Below are 22830 nucleotides of genomic sequence, written 5' to 3' on the forward strand. Positions count from 1 at the left end.
GGCAAAGAATTGTCCGCGCATATGTGTTAGCTTTACCGACAGTTTACGCCTTTGCCCTAGTCAGGGCAGGGAAGAGTTAATGGACAAGAGGGTGGCGAGCGCGGACGATGGTTCGTCTTTTCAAACATTACATATCCTACGCCGTGATCCTGCTTTGCGCCGTTGATTTCGTGCTGTTGATCCTGGCGAACGAAGCGTCCTGGCGGCTGCGCGCGGCGCAGATCGGCATGGCGGCGGGCAGTGTGCTCGATCGCGTGGGGGCGCATGGGGCCTTTGCGGTGATCATGCTGCTCGCGATGGTGGCGGTCGGCGTCTACGGCTCGGATGCGCTGCGTTCGATGCGCTTTGCCGGGGCGCGGCTGCTGGTTGCGATTTCGCTTGGCATCATCGCGCTCTCGTTCGTGGATTTCGTGGTCCAGGGGTCGCACTTCTGGCGCTCGACGCTGGCCTATTCGATGGCCATCGCGATCGTCCTCCTGATGTTCAACCGCCTGGTGTTCCACGCGGTGTTCGGTTCGGCCGCGTTTCGCCACCGGGTGCTGGTGCTCGGCACGGGTGAGCGCGCCGAGCGCGTACGCGAGCTGGGCGAGCGTCCCGAAAGTGGCTTTACCGTCACTGGCTTTGTCAACATGAACGATGCCGAGTCGCGCATTGCCGGTGCGGTCCCGCGTGCCGAGATCGACAACCTCACCCGCTACGTCGAGACACTGGGCATCAGCGAAGTCGTTGTGGCGCTGCAGGAACGGCGCAACGCGCTGCCGCTCAAGGATCTGCTGCGGATCAAGACCGCCGGTGTTCACGTCAATGAATTTTCCAGCTTCATCGAGCGCGAGACCGGGCGGATCGACCTGGCCTCGGTCAACCCGAGCTGGCTGATCTTCTCCGACGGCTTTTCGTCCGGACGCGCCATCTCGAGCGCGGCCAAGCGTGTGTTCGACATCTGCGCCAGTTCGCTGGTGCTGGTCGTGACCGGGCCGGTGATCGTGCTCTTCGCGCTGCTGGTCCGGCTCGACAGCAAGGGGCCTGCGTTCTACCGCCAGTCGCGCGTGGGTCTGTTCGGCGTGCCCTTCGATGTCATCAAGCTGCGCTCGATGCGCACCGATGCCGAAGCGGGCGGCGCGCAGTGGGCCTCCAAGGACGATCCACGCGTAACCCGCATCGGCAAGTTCATCCGCAAGGTCCGGATCGACGAACTGCCCCAGGCCTGGACCGTGCTCAAGGGCGAGATGAGCTTTGTTGGCCCACGTCCCGAGCGGCCCGAATTCGTCGCCGATCTCGAGGAACACATTCCTTTTTATGCTGAGCGCCACATGGTCAAACCGGGCATCACCGGCTGGGCGCAGATCAATTATCCTTATGGCGCCTCGGTCGAGGATTCGCGCAACAAGCTCGAATACGATCTCTATTACGCCAAGAACTACACCCCCTTCCTCGACCTGCTGATCCTGCTCCAGACCCTTCGCGTGGTGATCTGGAGCGAGGGGGCGCGATGATCGAGGCGGGTTTCCTCGATTTGTGGACGACGGTTGGCGTCGCCTTCGACCTGACCGGCGCGATCGCCGCGGCTTCGGCCGGGCTGTGGCTCTGGCCGCGCCGCGCGCGGCTCGGGCGTACCGGTGCGATGGTGCTCGCGGCGCTTTTCGTGACTTCGTGCTGGAGCCTGACGCTCGCCGCCGCCGCCACCGGGACCCTGCCGCCGATCGTCGCCTCGTTGTTCGAGAGTGCGCGCAATCTGGCCTGGCTGGTCGTCGTGCTGCGGCTGTTCAGCGGCGACGGGCGCGATACGACGCTGGCGCCGATCCGCCCGGTGATCATCGCGCTGTGCTTCGTGGAGATGCTTCACCTTTGCATCGACTACGGCCTGCTCAACGTCGCGCTGCCGATTTCGGCGCAGCGTGTCGCGTTCGAGTTCAACGTGATGTTCCGCCTGCTGGTCACGGTGGGCGGGCTGGTGCTCGTGCACAACCTCTACGCGGGCTGTTCGCACGAGGCGCGGTCCGGACTGCGCTGGCCAACGATCGGCCTTGCGGTGCTCTGGGCCTTCGATCTCAACCTTTACACGATTTCCTACCTGGCCGGGGGCTGGCCCACGGAGATCGCGGCCTTTCGCGGACTGGCGACGCTGTTCCTGGCACTGTTCATCGGTCTTGCCGCGGCTGGAAACCGGGACGAACTGCGCATTCGCCCCTCGCGCGCGGTGACCTTTCAGACCTTTTCGCTGCTGGTGATCGGCGCCTATCTGGTGGGCATGGTCGCGGTGGCGCAGTGGCTGTCCTATGCGGGTGGCAACTTTGCCCGGCTGATCGAGCTGGCGTTCCTGACGCTGGCAAGCGCGATCGCCTTCGTCGTGCTGCCCTCGCGCCGCTTGCGCAGCTGGCTCAAGGTGACGCTGGCCAAGCACTTCTTCCAGCACCGCTACGATTATCGCGAGGAATGGCTGCGCTTTACCCGCACCATCGGCAGCGGCGGCGAGGAGGCCGCGCCGCTTGGCGAGCGGGTGGTCAAGTCGATCGCGGATCTGTTCGAAAGCCCGGCCGGCCTGCTGCTCACCCCCAGCGACCAGGGCGAGATGACGCTGGCCGCGCGCTGGAACTGGGCCGAGATCGAGGTTCCGGCCATCGCCATGTCGATGCAGAGCCAATCGCACCTCGAACGCACCGGCTTCATCGTCGATCTCGACGCGATCCGCGACGCCGGGATCGACGGCGAGGGCACCCCGCAGCTCGATACGCCCCCCTGGTTGCTCGGTGACACGCGCGCCTGGGCGGTGATCCCCTTGGTGCACTACGAGCGGCTGGTCGGCACCGTGGTGCTGGCGCGCCCCCAGTTCGTGCGCAAGTTCGATTGGGAGGACTTCGACCTGCTGCGCGTGATCGGCCAGCAGGTGGCGAGCTATCTGGCCGAAAACGCGAGCCAGATCGCGCTTGCCGAAGCCAACCGGTTCGACGATTTCCATCGCCGTATCGCCTTCGTGATGCACGACATTAAGAACCTGGCGAGCCAGTTCAGCCTGCTCGCCCGCAACGCCGAGCTTCACGCCGACAAGCCGGCCTTTCGTGCCGACATGCTGGTGACGTTGCGCAATTCCTCGGAAAAGCTCAACGCGCTGATCGCCCGCCTCGGGCGCTACGGCACCGGGGCGGTGGACAAGCTGGATATCGTCAGCACGCGCGAGGTGCTGGGCGCGATCGCGGCCAGATACCGCGACAGCCGCCAGTTCGTTCTCGTCGAATCGCCCGATCTCGACATTACCGCCAACCGCCATTCGCTCGAGCAGGTGCTGGTCCATCTCGTCCAGAACGGCCTCGATGCGAGCGAGCCGCATAGTCCGGTGTTCCTTTCGGTGGTCGCCGACGGGCTGCATGCGCGCTTCGAGGTCCTCGATTCGGGCTGCGGCATGTCTGCCGAGTTCGTCCGCAACGGACTGTTCAAACCTTTCGTGTCAACCAAGAGCGGAGGATTTGGCATCGGGGCCTTCGAGGCGCGCGAACTTGTGCGCGCGATGCGCGGGCGGCTCGACGTGGAATCGCGCGAAGGGCTGGGGTCGCGCTTCGTCGTGCGCATTCCGCTCAGCGAAGCCACCAACCTTTACCATAACCTCACGAAGAATGACCAGAAAGTAGCCTGATGCCGCAAGATCACGCCAAGTCCTTGCCCAAACTTCTGATCGTCGAGGACGATCCGGGCCTGCAGGCGCAGCTCAAGTGGGCCTATGAGGATTTCGAGGTGCTTGTCGCGGGCGACCGGCCGAGCGCGATCGCGCTGCTGCGCGCCGAGACGCCCGATGTGGTCACGCTCGACCTTGGCCTGCCACCCGACCCGGACGGGACGAGCGAGGGGTTCGCGGTGCTCGACGAAATCATGGCGCTCAAGCCCGACACCAAGGTGATCGTGGCGAGCGGGCACGGCGCGCGCGAGAGCGCGCTTAACGCGATCGCGCAAGGGGCCTACGATTTCTACCAGAAGCCGGTGGACATCGATTCGCTGGGCCTGATCGTGCGCCGCGCGCTCCAGCTCCACCGGCTGGAGGAAGAGAACCGCCGTCTCGCCGCCAAGGTCGAGAAAGACGACAAGGTGCTGGGGCGGATGATCACCGCCGCGCCCGAGATGCTCAAGGTCGCGCGCACGATCGAACGTGTGGCCAACACCAAGGTTTCGGTCATGCTGCTGGGCGCGAGCGGGACCGGCAAGGAGCTGCTCGCGCGCGGGCTCCACGACGCGAGCGATCGCGCGCGCGGCCAATTCGTCGCGATCAACTGTGCCGCGATCCCGGAAAACCTGCTCGAAAGCGAACTGTTCGGGCACGAGAAGGGGGCTTTCACTGGCGCGGTCAAGACCACGCCGGGCAAGATCGAGCAGGCGGGCGGGGGCACGCTGTTCCTCGACGAAGTGGGCGACATTCCGCTCCAGCTCCAGGTCAAGCTGCTGCGTTTCCTGCAGGAGCGCGTGATCGAACGCGTCGGCTCGCGCGAATCGATCGCGGTCGATACGCGCATCGTGTGCGCCACGCACCAGGACCTGGAAGCGATGATCGCCGAGGGGCGCTTTCGCGAGGATCTCTATTACCGTCTCGCCGAGATCGTCGTGCGCATTCCCAGCCTCGCGGAGCGGCCGGGTGATGCCACGCTGCTCGCCAAGACCTTCCTGGCGCGCTACGCGGCGGAAATGAACCCACGCGTGCGTGGCTTCGCGGCCGATGCGCTGGCCGCGATCGATGCCTGGTCCTGGCCGGGCAATGTGCGCGAGCTGGAGAACCGGGTGAAGCGCGCGGTCATCATGGCCGACGAGAAGCTGGTCTCGGCGACCGATCTCGATCTGGCCGATCCCGACGAGCAGGTGATCAATGCGCTCAACCTCAAGACCGCGCGCGAAGCGGCGGATCGCAAGGTGATCCGCCATGCGCTCGCGCGCAGCGAAGGCAATATTTCGAGCACCGCCAAGATGCTCGGGATAAGCCGCCCCACGCTCTATGACCTGCTCAAGCAGTACGACCTGCAATCCTGACGGTGCCCGCCCCGGGGCCTGCGCTGGTGGAAGGACCGGAACTGGCGGAGAGGGCAGGGGGCGCCGGTTCGCGTTTCGCGGAGGGGCTGGGCTGGTGCTGGCGGCCGGTTTGGCGCTGGGCGCTTCACCGCTCGCGGTTCGGTCCGGTCACGGGCAGGAGGACGCCGCTCCGGCGGGCCTGATTGCCAGGGCGCGCGCCGCGCTGGCGAAGGGCGATGGCATCGCGGCCGAGATGCGCCTGCGCGCCGCGCTCGACAAGGGCGCCGCACGGCGCGACATCGCGGCCTGGATGGGCGAGGCCTATCTCGACCAGGGCGACACGCAAAGCGCCCGCGACTGGCTTGGGCAGGGGCGCTTTTCCCGCGACACGGCGGCGCTGGGCTGGCGCGCAATGGCGCGCGTGGAATGGACCGAGGGCGATCTGGCAGCGGCGGGCCGGGCCTTCGACAAGGCTCTGGCGATCACTCCTGACGACCCCGAGCTGTGGGTTGATATTGGCCGCCTGCGCTACGCGGGCGGGCAGCACACGCTGGCCATCGCGGCGGCCGATCACGCGCTGGCGCTCGATGCACACGATGTTCCGGCGCTCACGTTCAAGGGCGAGCTGGTGCGCGATCGCTACGGGCTGGTCGGGGCGCTGGCCTGGTTCGAGCAGGCGATCCTGATCCGCAAGGACGATGTGCCCACGCTGCTGCAATACGCCGCGACACTGGGCGAACTCGACCGGGCGAGCGAGGCGGTGACGGTGACCCGCCGGGTGCTCGAACTCGATCCCGGGAACGCCCAGGCTTACTATATTCAGGCGGTAATTGCCGCGCGGGCGGGAAATTTCGAGCTGGCGCGCCGTCTGCTCGACCGGGCCGGGGACCGGATCACGGATCGCGCGGGCGGGCTCTTGATGCGCGGTATCGTCGAACTGGCGGCAGGCAACCCGGCGACGGCGGGTGAGGCGTTGGAGGCCCTGCTGCGGATGCGGCCCGACAACGGGCGGGCCAAGGACCTGCTGGCGCGCGCGATCTATCTTTCGGGGCAATACCGCTATGCGACGCTGCGCTTTGCCGGGGATGTGGCGCGCGGCGATGCCTCGCCCTATCTGCTGACCGTTCTGGCGCGCTGCCACGAAGCGCTGGGTGAGCGCATGGCCGCGGGCGAACGGCTCGACGCGGCGGCGCGTCCGCGTGCGGGAGTGCTGCATCTGGTGGGCGCGCAAACGCCGATTGGGCAGCTGCTCGCGCGTGGTCAGGATGCGGCGGCGGCGCAGTTGGCCGAGAGCGCGCTGCGGGCCGATCCGGGAAACTATGCCAGCCTTGCGCGCGCAGGAGACGTGCAACTGGCGCTGGGTCATCCGCGCGATGCGGCCGAGCGCTACGCGCGCGCGGCCGCGATCCGTATGCCGCCCAGCCTCTTTCTGCGGCGTTATCAGGCTCTCGTCGCGGCAGGAGAAATTTCGGCCGCGCGCGATCTGGTGGAGGGCACGCTGCAGCAGAACCCGACCAGCCGCGTAACCCTGCGCGCGGCGGCGGCGCTGGCCATCGCGGGCGGCGACTATCGGCGTGCCGAGGCGATTCTTGCCTGGCTGCGTGACACCGGAGCGCAGCGCGACGTACAAGTGCTCTCCAACCTCGCGCTGGTCGAGGCCGGGCTGGGCGATCCGCAAAGCGCGCAGATCACCGCGATGCAAGCCTACCGCCTCCAGCGTGCGAGCCCCGAGGCGACGCAGGCCCTGGCCTTCGCCGAAGCGGCCCTGGGGCGCCATCGCGGCGATGCGCAGGCGCTCTTCGACAAGGCGGCGGCCATGGCCGGCCCCACCGCGCTGATCGCGCAGGGCCGCGCGATACTGGCCGAGGAGTCGCGTTTCCGCTGAGTTCCGGCCAGCTATGTTCCGGAGGTGGCGTTCACGCGCCGCGCGGCTGGTAGGTCTGGTCGATACCCGGAAAGCTGCGGGCGCGCACTTCGGCGGCGAACGTTTCGGCGGCCTCGCTGATCGTCGTGGCCATATCGGCGTAGCGCTTGACGAAGCGGGGAACCCGCTCGAACAGGCCGCACATGTCTTCGGTCACGAGAACCTGGCCATCGCAGCGCGCCGAACCGCCGATGCCGATGCTGGGGCAGGCGATCGCCTCGCTCGCGGCCACCGCGATCGGTTCGACCACGCCCTCGATCACGATGGCAAAGGCACCCGCGGCATCGAGCGCGCGCGCATCGGCGACGATCTTGTCGGCTTCGGCGGCCGAACGCCCACGCGCGTTGTAGCCGCCCAGTACGTTGACCGCCTGCGGGGTCAGTCCGATATGGCCCATCACCGGAATGCCGCGCTGGCTGAGGAAGGCGACGGTTTCGGCCATCGCCGCCCCGCCCTCGAGCTTGACCGCCGCGCAGCCCGTCTCCTTGAGCAGGCGCGCGGCGTTTTCGAACGCCTGGGCAGGCGATTGCTCGTAGGTGCCGAACGGCATGTCGACGACGACCGCGGCGTGATAGCTGCCGCGCACCACCGCGGCGCCGTGGTTGATCATCATTTCCATCGTCACCGGCACGCTGGAGGACAGGCCGTAAATGACCTGACCCAGGCTGTCGCCCACCAGCAGCATGTCGCAATGCGCGTCGAGCAACTGGGCCTGGCGCGCGGTATAGGCGGTGAGCATGACGATCGGTTCGGCAGTGACGCCGTCCTGCTTGCGGCGCCGGATGGCCGGAATGGTCAGCCGCTTCATCGGCGCAGGCGTGGGATGGGCGCGGCTGGTGGCGGTGTCGAGCTGGAAGGTCGTGGACATGAGCGCGCTTCTAGCGCTCCGCGCGCTTGCGGGCAAACCTTGCTGGATGGCCCCTGTGGCGGGGCGGGAAATCAGGAAATCGGGGAAACCCGCGCGCAAGCGGCCTGAGAGTGAGGCATTTTTCTTGCTTACCCCTTGCCAATAATTTCGGGATGGTTAGCGTCGCGCCATCAAGGAAATCGGGGATCCACGCATGTTTGGACGGGTAAAGCCGCTTGATGCCATTTTGGCGACAGCGGAAAAGAAATCTCTACATCGCTCGCTGGGGGCCTTCCAGCTCACCATGCTCGGCATCGGCGCCGTCATCGGCACCGGTATCTTCGTGCTGACCGCCGAAGCGGCGCAGAAGGCCGGACCGGGGATGATGCTCTCCTTCGTCATCGCCGGCTTCGTCTGCGCGGTCGCGGCGCTGTGCTACGCCGAAATGTCGGCCATGGTGCCGGTTTCGGGTTCGGCCTATACCTATAGCTATGCGGTGATGGGCGAAGTCGTGGCCTGGATGGTGGGCTGGGCGCTCATTCTGGAATACGCGATCGCCGCGGGCGCGGTGTCGGTGGGCTGGTCGGGCTATTTCGTGGGCTGGTTGCACACCAGTTTCGCGATCGACGTGCCCAAGGAGCTTGTCCGTGGTCCGTTCGACGGCGGCATGATCAACCTTCCCGCGATGCTCATCGCGATGGTGGTCACCGCGCTGCTGGTCAAGGGCACCAAGGAAAGCGCGACGGTCAACGCGGTGCTGGTGGGCATCAAGATCCTCGCGCTCACGCTGTTCATCGCGCTGACCATTCCGGTCATCAAGACCGGCCAGTTCGAACCGTTCGCGCCGATGGGCTTTGCCGGTATTTCGGCCGCCGCCGCTTCGATTTTCTTTGCCTACGTCGGTTTCGACGCGGTTTCGACCGCGGCCGAGGAAACCCGCAATCCCCAGCGCAACATGCCGATCGGCCTGATCGGCAGCCTCGCGATCTGCACCATCTTCTACATGCTGGTCGCTGCCGGCGTGATCGGCACCGTTGGCGCGCAGCCCGTGACCGGTGCGGCCGGTGAGGCGCTGTCGCCCGGAACCCCGGCGCTGGCGCACGCCTGCTCGGCGATCCACGACAACGCCGTGGTCTGCTCGAAGGAAGCGCTCGCCTGGACGCTCAAGCAGGTTGGCTATCCCTTCGTCGGCTGGCTGATCGGTGCGGCCGCGATCCTCGCGCTGCCCTCGGTCATCCTGATGATGATGTTCGGCCAGACCCGCATCTTCTTCGTGATGAGCCGCGATGGCCTGCTGCCCGAGTTCTTCTCGCGCGTGCACCCCCGCTTTCACACGCCGCACGTCATCACCATCCTGACCGGCGTCTTCGTGACGCTGTTCGCCGCGTTCTTCCCGGTCGGTCTGCTGGCCGACGTGTCGAACTCGGGTACGCTGTTCGCCTTCGCGGCGGTGTCGATCGCGGTGCTCGTGCTGCGTCGGACCGATCCCACGCGCGCGCGTCCGTTCCGCACCCCGGTGGTCACCTTCACGGCGCCGCTTGCGATCCTGGGCTGCATCTACCTGTTCTTCAGCCTGTCGTTCGAGACGATCGCCCTGTTCTTCGGCTGGGCGGCGCTGGGGCTCATCGTGTACTACGCCTACAGCCGTTCGCGCAGCCACGTGGGCCGCGGCCTGGTCGAAGTCCATGAGGGGGACCGCGACACGCCGCCCCAGCCGGTCCCGCCGATCGAGTGAGGCGCGGCTTGCCGGACGAGAAAAGGGGGCCTTTCGGCCCCCTTTTTTGTGCGTGCGTTCTGGTGCCTGGCGGAATGTCCCCGGTAACTCCACGCCGTTTCCATGGCCTGTGAACAGATTTGTCCACAGGCCATGTGGAATGTCCGGGGTTCGTCAGGCCGGGATCGCGCCGAATTTTCCGGCCTCGTAATCGCGGATCGCGTCCATGATCTCTTCGCGCGTGTTCATGACGAAGGGCCCGTGGGCGACGGTGGGCTCGCCGATGGGGTCGGCATGGCCATAGAGCAGCGTGACGGGCTCGCTCGCCGCGATGTCCACGCTGTCGCCCCCCTGGTCGAGCTCGATCAGGTGCGCCTCGCGCACGGGCGTGCCCGCGACACTCGGATTGCCCGCGACGACGTAGAGGAACACCGTGCGTCCCCTTGGGGCTGGCAGCGTGAGCTGCGCGCCCGCATCAAGCGTCACGGTCATCATTGCGACCCCTGTGAGCGAGTGGAACGGCCCCTCGTCGCCGCCGAAGGTGCCCGAAATGAGATTGACCGTCCCGCCGGGCACCGCGATCGCCGGGATGTCTTCGCGCTGCAGGCCGGTATAGGCGGGCGCTGTGAACTTGAGGCGCGCGGGCAGATTGACCCACAGCTGGAGGATCTCGAGCGGACCACCCGTCTGCTTGAAGCTGGCGGGCGAGATTTCGGCGTGGACGAGCCCCGAACCGGCGGTCATCCATTGAATCCCGCCTTCCCCGATCACGCTTTCATGGCCGCCGCTGTCGCGGTGGGCCATTTCGCCCTTGAGGATGAAGCTTACCGTTTCGAACCCACGATGGGGGTGTGGGCCAAAGGGAAGGCCGCGGTTGTGCGGGGGATAGACCTGGGGCCCATGGTGGTTGAGGAAAAGAAACGGATCGAGCTGCGGCAGCGCGGGGTTGGGCAGGGGGCGCCGCGTGGTCAGATCGGCGATGTCATCGCGAAGAGCACGGTGTTGGCGCAGGACGTGGCGCATGATGGCTTCCTTTGAAACGGCGAAATGCACCGACAGGGCGCGATCGCTTTTGCCGTAATTTAACCGGAAAGGGGGTGTAGTACGAGGGCATGAGGGTGCGTCGCTATCGTTTTGCAAGGACGTGAGAAATGGCGTTCATCAAGGCCCTGTTTCCCGGTTTTATCCTGACCTGGCTGGTGGCGGGCGTGCTTGGCTCGCAAGGCGTGCGGGGAGGGATACTCCAGCTGCACGAAGCTACGATCGACACCCATCCGTTCTTCTGGTCCTGGCCGTTGTTCCTGCTGGGCACGGGGCTGGCGTGGGCGATGTTCGCGCTGACCTCCGAGCGGTGATGCGACAAACGCGTCGCCGTGCGCTCAGGGCCGGGTGAGGCCTGCAGCGTCGGCCGGGGTGGCAACAGGCCGGTCGCGCTCGCGGCGCTCGGAATAGCGATCGACGAGCTGGTCGGCGTGCGGGCGAACCAGCACGGTAAAGCGCACCAGTTCCTCCATCACGTCGACGATGCGATCGTAATAGGACGATGGCTTCATCCGCCCGGCCTCGTCGAATTCCTCGTAGGCCTTGGCGACGCTCGACTGGTTGGGGATGGTGACCATCCGCATCCAGCGCCCCAGGATGCGCAAGGTGTTGACCGAGTTGAACGATTGCGACCCGGCCGAAACCTGCATGACGGCCAGCGTGCGCCCTTGCGTGGGGCGAAGGCCCTTGTAAGCGAGCGGCAGGTGGTCGACCTGGGTCTTCATGATGCCGGTGATCTGGCCGTGCCGCTCGGGGCTGCACCAGACCTGCCCTTCGGACCACAGCGCGTGTTCGCGCAGTTCGTGAACGGCGGGGTGGTCGTCGCTGGCCACCTGATCGGGCAAGGGCAGGTCGCTGGGATCGAAGATGCGGGTTTCGCAGCCCATGAGCTGGAGCAGCCGGGCGCACTCCTCGACCACGAGACGCGAATAGGAGCGTTCGCGCAACGAACCGTAAAGCAGCAGGATGCGCGGCGCGGGGGCGAGCGGACCGAGCCCGGTAGCCGGACGTTCGTGCAGATAGCGCGGGTCCAGCGCGGGAAAGTGATTCGCATCGCTGACCGCGCGCAGGCGGGAAAATTCGCGTTCGCTCAACAGCCTGTCTCCGGGCGCGCTCAGGATGAGCGGCCGTGCCGCGCTAGCACGCGCGGGAGCGCTACGTAAATGTCTGATGATGGATCAGGGGAGAGGCGCTTTCTGGCGCCGGAAATGGTGACCCCTACGGGACTCGAACCCGTGTTTCAGCCGTGAAAGGGCCGCGTCCTAGACCGCTAGACGAAGGGGCCAAAAGCCATTTTCAACGAACTTTTCGAAACACCGCCTCGCGAACGAGAGATGGTGACCCCTACGGGACTCGAACCCGTGTTTCAGCCGTGAGAGGGCCGCGTCCTAGACCGCTAGACGAAGGGGCCGAAAAGCCATTTTTCTGCCTGCCAGGCGCCGCACCGGATGGTGACCCCTACGGGACTCGAACCCGTGTTTCAGCCGTGAAAGGGCCGCGTCCTAGACCGCTAGACGAAGGGGCCAAAAGCCATTTTCAACGAACTTTTCGAAACACCGCCTCGCGAACGAGAGATGGTGACCCCTACGGGACTCGAACCCGTGTTTCAGCCGTGAGAGGGCCGCGTCCTAGACCGCTAGACGAAGGGGCCGAAAAGCCATTTTTCTGCCTGCCAGGCGCCGCACCGGATGGTGACCCCTACGGGACTCGAACCCGTGTTTCAGCCGTGAAAGGGCCGCGTCCTAGACCGCTAGACGAAGGGGCCATTCCGAGCTGCGCCGGAGGCAGGACCGGCCCTCTAGCGGGGGTGCGGTGGGGGGTCAAGCCCCGGCTTGAAGAAAAATGACATTGCCAGGTCACAAGGGGGGACGGATCACGTCAAAACCCTCGCGAAAACCCGCTTTTTGTGGATTTTCAGTCGGCGAAAGCGGCGTCCTCGAGGTGCAGTTCGGCTTGCGGACGCGCACCCCAGTCGTCGATCTTGGTGCGCCCGGCCAGCCACAGGCGGCGGCCCTGGCTGGCGTGGAGCAGCGCCTGGCCAAGATCGGTCTCGGCGCTGCGGAAGGCCATGGCCTTGAACCGCCCGCCATCCTGCCCACCCACGATCAGGCGGACATGATCGGTGCCTACCACATCGGCCTTGAGAACGCGCACCGGCCCTACCGCGACGCGCGGCCCCGGCCAGCCCATGCCGTAGGGCCCGGCGCCTTCGAGCGTCTCGACGAGTGAGGGGGTGAGCCCGGCCGGTGCCAGGGCAAGGTCGAGCCGGATCGTCTGGCTGGCGCCCGCGCGCGCGACGTCGGCGGCGAGGCGCTCGTCGAGCCAGTCGGCCAGCGTATCGAGCTTGTCGGGCGCGATGGTGAGGCCGCAGGCCATCGCGTGCCCACCGCCCGCGACGAGCAGCCCGGCTTCGCGCGCGGCGATGATTGCAGCGCCCAGGTCCACCCCCGCGATCGAGCGGCCAGAGCCCTTGCCATGGCCCGCCTCGTCGGCCTCAAGCGCGATGACCAGCGCGGGCTTGCCGGTCTTCTCCTTGATCCGACCGGCGACGATGCCGATGACGCCGGGATGCCAGCCGGCCCCCGCGAGCACCAGCACCGAGCGGTTGTCCTGCCGCGCGAGCTGTTCCTCGGCGGCTTCCTGCACGGCCTGTTCGATCGCGCGGCGCTCGTCGTTGAGGCGCGAAAGCTGGGCGGCGATGGCCTCGGCCTCGGCCGGGTCGGTGGTGGTGAGCAGGCGCACGCCGAGGGTCGATTCGCCCACGCGTCCACCCGCGTTGATCCTGGGGCCAAGCGCGAAGCCGAGGTCCGAGCAGGTCGGCGCGCGGCTGAGGCGGCTCGCATCGATCAGCGCGGCCATGCCGATGTGCTCGCGCCGGGCCATGACCTTGAGCCCCTGTGCGACAAGCGCGCGGTTGAGCCCGTGGAGCGAAGCAACGTCGGCCACCGTGCCCAGCGCGACGAGATCGAGCAGGCCCCTGAGGTCGGGCTCGGGGCGGGTCCTGAAATAGCCGCGCTGGCGCAAGGTGCGGTTGGTGGCAATGGCCAGCAGGAAGGCGACGCCGACGGCGGCGAGGTTGCCGTGCGCGGCCGCGGTGTCGCTTTCGTCGAGCCGGTTGGGGTTGACCAGCGCGGTCGCCCAGGGAAGCTGGGGCGCGCACTTGTGATGGTCGACGACGACCACGTCGACCCCGGCCTCGCGCGCCATGTCGAGTGCTTCGTAGGCCATCGCTCCGCAGTCGACGGTGACGATGAGGCTGGACCCTTCCTTTGCCAACCGCACCAGCGCCTCGCCGGATGGGCCGTAACCTTCGAGCAGACGGTCGGGAATGTAGTACCGCGCCGAGACGCCCAGACTGCGCAGGAGCAGGATCAGCAGGGCCGCGCTGGTCGCGCCATCGACGTCGTAGTCGCCGTAGACGGTGATCGATTCGCCGGTCTCGACCGCGCGGGCGAGCCGCTCGGCGGCGCGGTCCATGTCCTGGAAGGCCGATGGATCGGGCAGGAACGTGGCGAGTTTGGGGCTGCGGTGGCGTTCCAGATCCTCACGCGCAACCCCGCGCGAGAGCAGCAGCTGGGTGACGATGTCGTCTTCCAGCCCGCCGGGACCGTCCGCGCTGCCTTGCCCAAAGCCCCCTTGCGAGATGTCCATGTTGCCGCCGCGCCAGAGCCAGGACTTGCCGGTCAGCGAGCGTTCGATGCCGAATACGGTTGCGGATCGCGATGCCATGGCGCAGCGGTTAGACTACCTGCGGCGCCACGGAAAGGGGCCGCGCGGGCGCGATGGCAGGAGGTGTGACGTACATGGGCTATCTCGCGATCATCTGGCACAGCCGCACCGGTGCGTCGCGCGCGCTGGCCGAGGCGGTCGAGACGGGGGCGATCGAGGCGGATGCGAGCGACGCGGGGGCGGGCGAACAGGGGCAGGGCGAGGCTGGCTCTCGCGCAACCGCGGTGCGCCGAATCGCGGCGGAGCAGGTGGAGCCGGGGGATCTGCTTGGTGCGCAGGGGTACGTTTTCGTCGCGCCGGAAAACCTGGGCACGCTCAGTGGGGTGATGAAGGACATGTTCGATCGCACCTACTACCCGCTGCTTGGCCAGATCGAGGGACGTCCCTATGCCAGCGTGATCGCGGCAGGGTCGGACGGCACGGGCGCAGCGGGGCAAGTCGATCGGATCGTCACCGGATGGCGGCTTCGCCGTGTCGCCGAGAGGATGATCGTGGTGACCGGCGCACAGACTGCCGCCGAGATTGCGGCACCCAAGCGGCTTGATCGCGCGGTACTCGATGAGGCCGCTGCATTGGGCAGGGCGATGGCCGAAGGGCTCGCGCTGGGCATCTTTTGATCCTGTGACGGGGAAAGGTGACGCGAAGGACTCGACGAACACTATTTAATTGTGCCTAGTTGCTGGTCAGCGCATCGGCAGTCATGAGCGGGAAATAGCAAGACGTGACGCAGTCCAGTCCACTTCATGACCTCACGGCAGACGATCAGGCCTTTTCGTTCGTCTTCGCCAGTGGTGCGCGCCCCGATCAGGCGGGCCTTGCCGCGCTGTTCGATGGCACCGGCCTGGAGGGCTTGCCCGCTAGCCTCAGCCATGTGCCAGGCGAAGCGGAAGGGTGGGTCGAGATACTGGCCAGCGGGCTGACGTTCGACGTGCGCGGCTTGAGCCCGGCCAGCGGGACCGCTTGTATCGTGCCCCGGCATGACTACGGGTTCGCGCCGGGCACTGTAGCGCAGGCGCTTGGCGGCCGTGGCGGGGCCATCAGCCTCGGGCCTGCGGGCCATATCGCCGCAGGCGCCGCGCTGGCGCCGGTGATTCGCACGATGGCTGGTCTCGCTGCTAATCTTGCCGCGCGCCTGCCGGTCTGCGCGGTGCTATGGCCCCCGGCACGCAGCGCGATGGAACCGGGTTATTTCGTGCGCATCGTCCTCAACTGGCTGGCCGGAGGCGCGTTCCCGGCGCTTGGCCTGACCGCGCTCGAGGCGGCGCCTGACGGCAGCGTGGCCAGTCTCGGGCTGGCTTTTTTCACCGGGGTCGAAATGCAGCTTGAAGCGGGCCCCGATCGGGACGCTGCGGCTGATTTCAAGCTGGCGATCCGCGTCGTCGACTATCTCGTCACGAACGGGGTTCCGGCCGGTGATGCGCAAATCCAGGTCGATAATCACGCGCTCGTGCTTGAGCGTTCTCGCCAGGGAAAACGCGTATGGGTCTGGCGCGCCGATTGACGGGGGCATGCGCCGCGAACGCACGTATCTTTCGTTTCGCAGCGTCAACCGCCTGAACGCTCCGGGATACGATCCGGGGCTTCAGCGCCACCATCTCCTGCCGCGCCAGTTGCTCACCGACGATGGTCTGGCTCGCATGTTCCACGAATTGGGCGATCACCGTTTCCGGTTCGAGGACTTTCGCGAAAACGGGCTCCTGCTGCCCTGCCGCGAGGTTGCCGCGCTGCGTCTTGGACTGCCGCTGCATCGCGGGCCGCACCGGCGCTACAGCGAGCTTGTGGCGCAGCGGGTCGGGCAGATCGAGGCGGACTGGTCGCGCCAGCGTCTGGCCGACGCCGCCGCGGCCGCGCTTCAGGCCCAGATGCGCCTGTCGCTGCTGCAACGCGCCTTGCGGCGGCGGCTGCTCGCGCCGCGGGGCGAACGGCCGCTTCTCAACCGCTATGATCCGGTCCTGCGCGACTTCACCGAACTTGATCAGATGGCCGAGGCGCTGTGGAGCGCCACGCCGTCCGGCGCGCTGGCGGCCGAGGAGGCGCTAGGCGCCATGCCTCAGCGCAGGGCGAGGCGTTCGAGCGCGGCGCAGTAGTCGCGTTCGAGCGTGGCGACGCGGGTGGCGACCGGTTCGATCGCGTCGACCGCGCCGATCCCCTGGCCCGATCCCCAGATGTCCTTCCAGGCCTTGGCCGCGGTGTTGCCGCCCGAGCCGAAGTCCATGGCCGACCGCTCGCCTTCGGGCAGATTGTCGGGGTCGAGCCCGGCGGCCACGATCGAGGCGCGCAGGTAGTTGCCGTGGACCCCGGTGAACAGGCTCGAATTGACGATATCGGCGGCGTGCCCATCGACGATCGCCTGCTTGTAGGTGTCGCTCGCCTGCGCTTCGGGCGTGGCGATCCATGGGCTGCCGATATAGGCGAAATCGGCCCCCATGGCCTGGGCGGCCAGCACCGCGCCGCCGTTGGCGATGGCCCCCGAGAGCGCCAAGGGGCCGTCGAACCAGCGGCGGATTTCCTGCACGAGCGCGAACGGCGATTGCCGTCCGGCGTGGCCTCCGGCGCCCGCCGCCACGGCGATCAGGCCGTCGGCGCCCTTGTCGATCGCCTTGTGCGCGAAGAAATCGTCGATCACATCATGCAAAACGACACCGCCCCAACCGTGGACCGCTGCGTTCACCTCGGCCTTGGCGCCGAGCGAGGTGATGACCAGCGGGACCTTCCACCGGGCAAGCACGGCGAGGTCTTGCTCGAGCCGGGTGTTCGATTTGTGGACGATCAGGTTGACAGCATAGGGGGCGGCGCAGCCTTGGGTTTCGTCGGTGATGCGCGCCAGCCAATCGTCGAGCTGGCTGGCCGGGCGGGCGTTGAGCGCCGGAAAGCTGCCGATAATACCGGCCTTGACCTGCGCGATGACCAGTTCGGGCGAGGAGACGATGAACATCGGTGCGGCGATGACGGGCAGGCGCAGCGAGGCGCCAAGCGCGCCCGGCAGCGGGCGGGAGGTGGGGTGCGTCACAGGGTTCTCTCTTCCACGGCAGTTTTGCTTTGCCGCGACGATAAGCGGAGCGGAGCTGCGTGTCGAGCGAACTTTCCCTATAGGGAAGGCTATTGACCTATAGGGATGTTTTCGGGGCGCAAAAAAAAGGGCCGCAGCGGCGCTGTGGATCAGCGCGGCTACGGCCTATTTTTCATTTCGTTTCAGGCAGCGGCGCGGCGCGCCATTGCGGCGCCTAGGCGGCGGCGTTGGCCGCGCTCAGCAGCGCGCGCACGCTCGCGGTGGCGACGTCCTCGTCGATGCCCACGCCCCAGATCACGCGCCCGTCGGGGGTCACGCATTCGACATAGGAGGCCGCCTTGGCGTTCGAATCCTTGCCCATCGAATGCTCGGCGTAGTCGCGCACGTCGAGCTTGACGCCGAAACCTTCATCGAGCGTGGCGACGATCGAGGAGATCAGCCCCTTGCCGCGACCCGAGACCGACTGCTCCTTGCCGTCGACGCCGATCTTGCCGGCGAAAACGCGCGTGCCGTCGGCGCTGCGCGCCTCGTCCCAGTCGATCAGGTGGAAGCGCTGGGGCTCGTCAAGGCGGTAGGCCTTGCGGAACACGTCCCAGATATCGCCCGCCTGGAGTTCGCGGCCCAGCTCGTCCGCCAGCTGCTGGACGTGCTTGGAGAAGTGCGCCTGCATGCGCTTGGGCAGCTTGAGGCCCTGGTCCTGCTCGATCACCCAGGCAAAGCCACCCTTGCCCGACTGCGAGTTGACGCGGATCACCGCTTCGTAGTCGCGGCCCAGGTCCGCCGGATCGATCGGCAGGTAAGGCACCGCCCAGAGCTCGTCGTTGCGGCTTTCCTGCGCGGCGAAGCCCTTCTTGATCGCGTCCTGATGCGAGCCGGAGAACGCGGTGAAGACCAGTTCGCCGCCGTAGGGGTGGCGTTCGGGCACCTTGAGCTGGTTGCAGTACTCGACCGTCTGGATCACGTCGTCGATGTTCGAGAAGTCCAGCTCGGGGCTGACGCCCTGCGTGTACATGTTCATCGCAACGGTCACCAGGCAGCAGTTGCCGGTGCGCTCGCCATTGCCGAACAGGCAGCCTTCGACGCGATCGGCACCCGCCATCAGTCCCAGTTCCGCCGCCGCGACACCGGTGCCGCGATCGTTGTGGGTGTGCAGCGAGATTACCGCCGATGCCCGGTTGGGCAGGTTGTTGCAGAAATACTCGATCTGGTCGGCGTAGATGTTGGGCGTTGCCGCTTCCACCGTCGCGGGCAGATTGAGGATGATCGGATGTTCGGGCGTGGGCTGGAGAATCTCCATCACCGCCTCGCAGCATTCGATCGAGAAATCGAGTTCGGCCGTCGAGAACGTCTCGGGGCTGTATTCGACGTGCCACTTGGTCTGCGGGTACATCGCGATCTGGTCGCGGATGATCTTCGCGCCGTTCTCGGCGATGCCACGGATCTGCGCGCGGTCCATGCCGAACACCACGTTGCGCCACAGCGGCGAGACCGCGTTGTAGACGTGGACGATCGCCTCATGAACACCGGCAAGGCTCTTGAACGAGGTTTCGATCAGGTCCTGGCGCGACTGGGTGAGAACCTGGACCAGGACGTCTTCGGGGATACGCTCGCCATCGACCAGGCCGCGGATGAAATCGTACTCGGTCGCGCCCGCGCTCGGGAAGCCGACCTCGATCTCCTTGAGGCCGACCTTGACCAGCAGGTCGAAGAAGCGGGTCTTCTTTTCCGCACCCATCGGGTCGATCAGCGCCTGGTTGCCGTCGCGCAGGTCCGTCGAGAGCCAGCGCGGGGCCTTGGTGATCGTGTTCGACGGCCACTGGCGGTTGGGCAGGTCGATCTGCGGGAACGGGCGATACTTGACCGAGGGGTCTTTGAGCATAGTCATGGGATGGGTCTCGTTCGGAATTTCTCAACTGCGGCAGGACAGGCGCTAACCGTTCAGGTGCGCTTGTATTCAGGTCCCCTTGAGCGCCGCGCGCACCACCGGGGCAGCACGCAAGCTCACGCCCAAGGGCGCGTAAGTCGCAGGAGAAGGCCAAGACGACGAGTCATGGCTGTGCCTATGGGCATTCGGGCCGGCAAAGTAAAGGGCCAAGTTGGCCAGCCTGACGGGATCAGTTGCAGGCGAACTTGTCGATATGTCCGGTGTCGTCAAGGAAGACGTTGAGCCGGTCGGGGTGGTAGTCCATGGTCATTGCCGAGCCGGGCTTGAGGACCCGTACCGGCTTGTCGCCGCGCCAGCTGCGAAGGACCGTGAGGACCGTCTCGCTCGCCTCGCGGCCAAGAAACGCGCCGAGTTGCGCCGCGCCGCAATCGGCGGGCCGGGCGGGAGAAGGTGGCGGCGACGTGGGGGGCTCGGTAGTCGCCGAGCAACCGCCGAGCCCGGCCAGAAGGCTGGCCGCGAGGATCGGAAGAAGACCGGCAGTCGAAATGGGGCGGATCATGCGAGAGTCCTTGCTTGGCGCGCGTCGTCCGAAGCGGCCGCGCGAAGCGGTCGGCCGGATAGTCGGGCGTGCAAGCCTAGCGCAGATCACGCGGCAAGGGGAACGGTTTGTCGGCGCGGGCCTGGCTCTGCCCGCCGGGCTAGAGATACCTGGCGAGTTCGCCCAGTCGGGCCAGATCGTCGCGCACGGTGCTGGGCAGCGGGCCGATCAGGTCCTCGATATGGTGTTCGATGTGATCGGTGACGATCAGCGTCTTGGTCTTTTCGAGCGCGGCGACCACGGCCTGCATCTGCTGGGCGATCTTGAGCCCGTCCTCGCCGTCCTCGACCATCCGGATGATGCTCGCCAGATGGCCGTTGGCGCGGCGCAGGCGGTTGATCAGGTCGGGATTGGCGGCGTGGCTCATGAATTGCGTGTCCGTTTCAGGGAAGGGCGCGATAACCCTGCAGCGCAAGGTAGAGGCCAAGGCACAGGATCACGATGCCGCTGAGATAAGGCGCCTTGCGAACCAGCGAACCGAACCCGCCAAAGGCCTTCTGGGCGTAGCGCACGCTAAGCGCGGCGATGACGCCTGACAAGACCATGGTCAGCGCCAGGCCGATGCTGAAGCACAGCACGAGGACCGATCCGAGCGCGACGCGATCGAGCTGGAGGCACAGCAGGAGCACGGTGATCGCGCCGGGGCAGGGCACCAGCCCGCCGGTCAGGCCGAACAGGACGATCTGGCCGGTGGTGACCGTGCGCCCGGCGAAACGGCGGCGGATGTCTTCGGCGTGCTCGCGCTCGTGCGCGTCCTGGTAGCCGCCATCGGTCAGATCGAGCGCGTGCTCCAGCGCCGTGTCGCCGTGCCCGTGTCGATGGTCGTGATGATGGTCATGGTGGTGGCCGTGCGACTGTTCGCGGCGAATGCGCCAGAGCATCCACACCGCCATGGCCAGGATGACGAGTCCCGAGCCGAACTGGAAATAGGGCTCGATCCCCTCCGGGCTCAGGCCCTTGAACAGATAGACGCCGCCCAGCGCGACGATCCACACCACGGCGGTATGCGAAAGCGTGGCCGCGAGGCCGAGTAGTACCGCCTGGCGCACCGTACCGCGCACCGCGACGATGAAGGCGGCCATCATGGTCTTGGAGTGGCCCGGTTCGAGGCCGTGCAGTGCGCCAAGCAGGATGGCGCTGGGGATGAACAGCCAGGCGTGCGCGGCGCTGTGCTCGAGGAGCTGGGAAAGCGATGTCATGCGCGATTCCCTAGCATTCTTTGCGGCCATATCCTATCCCCCCTGAGGGGATATAATGTGGTCGCATCCGTTCCCGGCGGATGCCGGATCGGCCGGGGCCTGTTTGCGCCATTCGCCGCGTCCCAACGCAAAAGCCCCCGGCTGCGCACGGGCGCGGCCGGGGGCTTTTGCTCACGCGGATCGGGCAAGCGGCTTGCCCGATCCGGCTAAGGTGAGATCAGTTCTTGGTCTTGTCGACTAGCGCGTTGGCGCCGATCCAGGGCATCATGGCGCGCAGCTTGGCGCCGGTTTCCTCGATCGCGTGGCGCTGCGCGGCCTTGCGCGAGGCCTTGAGTTCGGGCTGGCCGGCGCGGTTGTCGAGCACGAAGTCCTTCACGAAACGGCCCGACTGGATGTCTTCCAGCACGCGCTTCATTTCCTTCTTGGTTTCTTCGGTGATGAGGCGCGGACCGGTCTTGATGTCGCCGTATTCGGCGGTGTTCGAGATCGAGTAGCGCATGTTGGCGATGCCGCCTTCATACATCAGGTCGACGATCAGCTTGAGCTCGTGGAGGCACTCGAAGTAGGCCATTTCCGGAGCGTAGCCGGCTTCGACCAGCGTCTCGAAGCCCGCCTGGACGAGCGCGGTGGTGCCGCCGCAGAGCACGGCCTGCTCACCGAACAGGTCGGTTTCGCATTCCTCGCGGAAGTTGGTCTCGATGATGCCCGAACGGCCGCCGCCAACGCCCGAGGCATAGGCCAGCGCGATGTCGTGGGCGTTGCCCGACACGTCCTGGTCGACCGCGACGAGGCAGGGCACGCCACCGCCACGCTGGTATTCACCGCGCACGGTGTGGCCCGGACCCTTGGGCGCGATCATGATGACGTCGATGTCCTTGCGCGGCTCGATCAGGCCGAAGTGGACGTTGAGGCCGTGCGCGAAGGCGAGCGCCGCGCCGGGCTTGAGGTTCTCGTGGATGTCGGCGGCGTAGATCGCGGCCTGGTGCTCGTCGGGGGCGAGGATCATGAGAACGTCGGCCCAGGCAGCCGCTTCGGCGTTCGCCATCACCTTGAAGCCGGCGCCTTCGGCCTTGGCCGCCGAAGCCGAGCCGGGGCGCAGCGCGATGGCCACGTCCTTGACGCCGCTGTCGCGCAGGTTCTGCGCGTGGGCGTGGCCCTGGCTGCCGTAGCCCAGGATCGCGACCTTCTTGGTGGTGATCAGGTTGATGTCGCAATCGGCGTCGTAATAGACTTTCATCTTGGCTTTCCTTCTGGTGCGCCCGAATGTCCCGAGATCGACCGGGGCGGGCTCGCTTTCTTGATCATGCGCCGGGGCGCAAACTCTTCGTAATTGTTCAGGCCGCCTCGGCGCCGCGGATCATCGCGACGATGCCGGTGCGGCCCACTTCGACAAGGCCCAGTTCGCGCATGATGGCCACGAAGCTGTCGATCTTCTCGGGCGAGCCGGTCAGCTCGAAGATGAAGCTCGAGGTCGTCGTGTCGACCGCCTTGGCGCGGAACACGTCGGCCACGCGCAGCGCTTCGACGCGCTTCTCGCCGGTGCCCGAGACCTTGATGAGGGCCAGTTCGCGCTGGACGTGGGGGCCGGCCTCGGTGAGGTCGACCACCTTGTGCACGGGCACGAGGCGCTCGAGCTGGGCGTGGATCTGGTCGATCTGCGAGGGCGGGCCGTGGGTCACGATGGTGATCCGGCTCACCGAGTGGTTCTCGGTGATGTCGGCCACGGTCAGGCTGTCGATGTTGTAGCCGCGGGCGGTGAACAGCCCGGCGATCTTGGCGAGAATGCCAGCCTCGTTGTCGACCGTGACGGTCAGAACGTGGCGTTCCTCGGCCTCTTGCTTGATATGCGTCATTGGGAAATTCCTGGGTTCGCTGAGCCGGTCAGGCGCCTGGATCAGGC

The 22830-nt window shown here is 66.7% G+C and carries 20 protein-coding genes and 5 tRNA genes; 9 read left to right on the top strand and 16 right to left on the bottom strand.

Going from position 1 to position 22830, the window contains the following annotated elements:
- Positions 1 to 107 precede the first annotated feature (107 nt).
- From MTR62_RS03040 to MTR62_RS03055, 4 genes are all read left to right on the top strand, one after another.
- Positions 108 to 1493: a TIGR03013 family XrtA/PEP-CTERM system glycosyltransferase gene (locus tag MTR62_RS03040; RefSeq protein WP_244016820.1), complete on the top strand. Its 1386-nt coding sequence runs from the start codon at positions 108 to 110 to the stop codon at positions 1491 to 1493.
- Complete coding sequence (gene prsK / locus MTR62_RS03045; protein ID WP_244016822.1) at positions 1490 to 3628, top strand: XrtA/PEP-CTERM system histidine kinase PrsK; 2139 nt, start codon at positions 1490 to 1492, stop codon at positions 3626 to 3628. The genes MTR62_RS03040 and prsK overlap by 4 nt, the downstream gene beginning before the upstream one ends.
- Positions 3628 to 5004, top strand: a complete 1377-nt coding sequence (prsR, locus tag MTR62_RS03050) for a PEP-CTERM-box response regulator transcription factor (RefSeq protein WP_244016824.1) — start codon at positions 3628 to 3630, stop codon at positions 5002 to 5004. Before prsK ends, prsR begins: the two co-directional genes overlap by 1 nt.
- A 94-nt stretch (positions 5005 to 5098) precedes the next feature.
- Positions 5099 to 6868, top strand: coding sequence for a tetratricopeptide repeat protein (locus MTR62_RS03055; protein WP_244016826.1), 1770 nt, complete (start codon positions 5099 to 5101; stop codon positions 6866 to 6868).
- 31 nt (positions 6869 to 6899) lie between these two features.
- Here MTR62_RS03055 and panB read toward each other — a convergent pair whose 3' ends face one another.
- Positions 6900 to 7775, bottom strand: coding sequence for a 3-methyl-2-oxobutanoate hydroxymethyltransferase (panB, locus tag MTR62_RS03060; RefSeq protein WP_244016828.1), 876 nt, complete (start codon positions 7773 to 7775; stop codon positions 6900 to 6902).
- Between the two features lie 193 nt (positions 7776 to 7968).
- On the opposite strand from panB, the gene MTR62_RS03065 reads away from it, so the two are divergent.
- Positions 7969 to 9489, top strand: coding sequence for an amino acid permease (locus tag MTR62_RS03065; RefSeq protein ID WP_244016830.1), 1521 nt, complete (start codon positions 7969 to 7971; stop codon positions 9487 to 9489).
- A 153-nt stretch (positions 9490 to 9642) separates the two neighbouring features.
- Here MTR62_RS03065 and MTR62_RS03070 read toward each other — a convergent pair whose 3' ends face one another.
- Positions 9643 to 10491 carry a pirin family protein gene (locus MTR62_RS03070; RefSeq protein WP_244016832.1) on the bottom strand — a complete coding sequence of 283 codons (849 nt, stop codon included), beginning with the start codon at positions 10489 to 10491 and terminating at the stop codon, positions 9643 to 9645.
- 128 nt (positions 10492 to 10619) lie between these two features.
- Between MTR62_RS03070 and MTR62_RS03075 the strand changes: the two genes are divergently transcribed.
- Complete coding sequence (locus MTR62_RS03075; RefSeq protein ID WP_244016834.1) at positions 10620 to 10823, top strand: hypothetical protein; 204 nt, start codon at positions 10620 to 10622, stop codon at positions 10821 to 10823.
- Positions 10824 to 10847: 24 nt separating this feature from the next.
- Here MTR62_RS03075 and arsH read toward each other — a convergent pair whose 3' ends face one another.
- From arsH to recJ, 7 genes are all read right to left on the bottom strand, one after another.
- Positions 10848 to 11603 (bottom strand): arsenical resistance protein ArsH, encoded by a 756-nt coding sequence (gene arsH, locus MTR62_RS03080; RefSeq protein WP_327194373.1) that lies wholly within the window; start codon positions 11601 to 11603, stop codon positions 10848 to 10850.
- A gap of 115 nt (positions 11604 to 11718) precedes the next feature.
- Positions 11719 to 11794: transfer RNA gene (locus MTR62_RS03085), tRNA-Glu, on the bottom strand.
- Positions 11795 to 11844: 50 nt separating this feature from the next.
- Positions 11845 to 11920: transfer RNA gene (locus tag MTR62_RS03090), tRNA-Glu, on the bottom strand.
- A gap of 38 nt (positions 11921 to 11958) precedes the next feature.
- A tRNA-Glu gene (locus MTR62_RS03095) sits at positions 11959 to 12034 on the bottom strand.
- Between the two features lie 50 nt (positions 12035 to 12084).
- Positions 12085 to 12160 (bottom strand) — tRNA-Glu (locus MTR62_RS03100).
- A 38-nt stretch (positions 12161 to 12198) separates the two neighbouring features.
- Positions 12199 to 12274, bottom strand: a tRNA-Glu gene (locus MTR62_RS03105).
- Positions 12275 to 12423: 149 nt separating this feature from the next.
- On the bottom strand, positions 12424 to 14238 hold the full coding sequence (recJ, locus tag MTR62_RS03110) for a single-stranded-DNA-specific exonuclease RecJ (protein WP_244016836.1): 1815 nt from the start codon (positions 14236 to 14238) through the stop codon (positions 12424 to 12426).
- A gap of 53 nt (positions 14239 to 14291) precedes the next feature.
- Between recJ and MTR62_RS03115 the strand changes: the two genes are divergently transcribed.
- From MTR62_RS03115 to MTR62_RS03125, 3 genes are all read left to right on the top strand, one after another.
- The gene (locus tag MTR62_RS03115; RefSeq protein WP_244016838.1) at positions 14292 to 14855 is read left to right on the top strand and encodes a flavodoxin family protein; all 564 of its coding nucleotides are present in this window, start codon (positions 14292 to 14294) and stop codon (positions 14853 to 14855) included.
- 104 nt (positions 14856 to 14959) lie between these two features.
- Complete coding sequence (locus tag MTR62_RS03120; RefSeq protein ID WP_244016840.1) at positions 14960 to 15739, top strand: hypothetical protein; 780 nt, start codon at positions 14960 to 14962, stop codon at positions 15737 to 15739.
- 7 nt (positions 15740 to 15746) lie between these two features.
- A complete protein-coding gene (locus tag MTR62_RS03125; protein WP_244016842.1) occupies positions 15747 to 16325 on the top strand; it encodes an AHH domain-containing protein in 579 nt (192 codons plus the stop codon).
- Here MTR62_RS03125 and MTR62_RS03130 read toward each other — a convergent pair.
- From MTR62_RS03130 to ilvN, 7 genes are all read right to left on the bottom strand, one after another.
- A complete protein-coding gene (locus MTR62_RS03130) occupies positions 16289 to 17173 on the bottom strand; it encodes an NAD(P)H-dependent flavin oxidoreductase (protein ID WP_244016923.1) in 885 nt (294 codons plus the stop codon). The genes MTR62_RS03125 and MTR62_RS03130 overlap by 37 nt on opposite strands.
- Positions 17174 to 17462: 289 nt before the next feature.
- On the bottom strand, positions 17463 to 19133 hold the full coding sequence (leuA, locus tag MTR62_RS03135) for a 2-isopropylmalate synthase (RefSeq protein WP_244016844.1): 1671 nt from the start codon (positions 19131 to 19133) through the stop codon (positions 17463 to 17465).
- 229 nt (positions 19134 to 19362) lie between these two features.
- Positions 19363 to 19692 (bottom strand): I78 family peptidase inhibitor, encoded by a 330-nt coding sequence (locus MTR62_RS03140; protein ID WP_244016846.1) that lies wholly within the window; start codon positions 19690 to 19692, stop codon positions 19363 to 19365.
- A gap of 139 nt (positions 19693 to 19831) precedes the next feature.
- On the bottom strand, positions 19832 to 20098 hold the full coding sequence (locus MTR62_RS03145) for a metal-sensing transcriptional repressor (protein ID WP_244016848.1): 267 nt from the start codon (positions 20096 to 20098) through the stop codon (positions 19832 to 19834).
- A gap of 16 nt (positions 20099 to 20114) precedes the next feature.
- Positions 20115 to 20930, bottom strand: coding sequence for a nickel/cobalt efflux transporter (locus tag MTR62_RS03150; RefSeq protein ID WP_244016851.1), 816 nt, complete (start codon positions 20928 to 20930; stop codon positions 20115 to 20117).
- 217 nt (positions 20931 to 21147) lie between these two features.
- Positions 21148 to 22167 (bottom strand): ketol-acid reductoisomerase, encoded by a 1020-nt coding sequence (gene ilvC, locus MTR62_RS03155; protein WP_244016853.1) that lies wholly within the window; start codon positions 22165 to 22167, stop codon positions 21148 to 21150.
- Between the two features lie 97 nt (positions 22168 to 22264).
- The gene (gene ilvN / locus MTR62_RS03160) at positions 22265 to 22783 is read right to left on the bottom strand and encodes an acetolactate synthase small subunit (protein ID WP_244016855.1); all 519 of its coding nucleotides are present in this window, start codon (positions 22781 to 22783) and stop codon (positions 22265 to 22267) included.
- Between the last annotated feature and the right edge of the window lie 47 nt (positions 22784 to 22830).

The organism is Novosphingobium organovorum (assembly GCF_022832435.1).
GTDB lineage: Bacteria > Pseudomonadota > Alphaproteobacteria > Sphingomonadales > Sphingomonadaceae > Novosphingobium > Novosphingobium organovorum.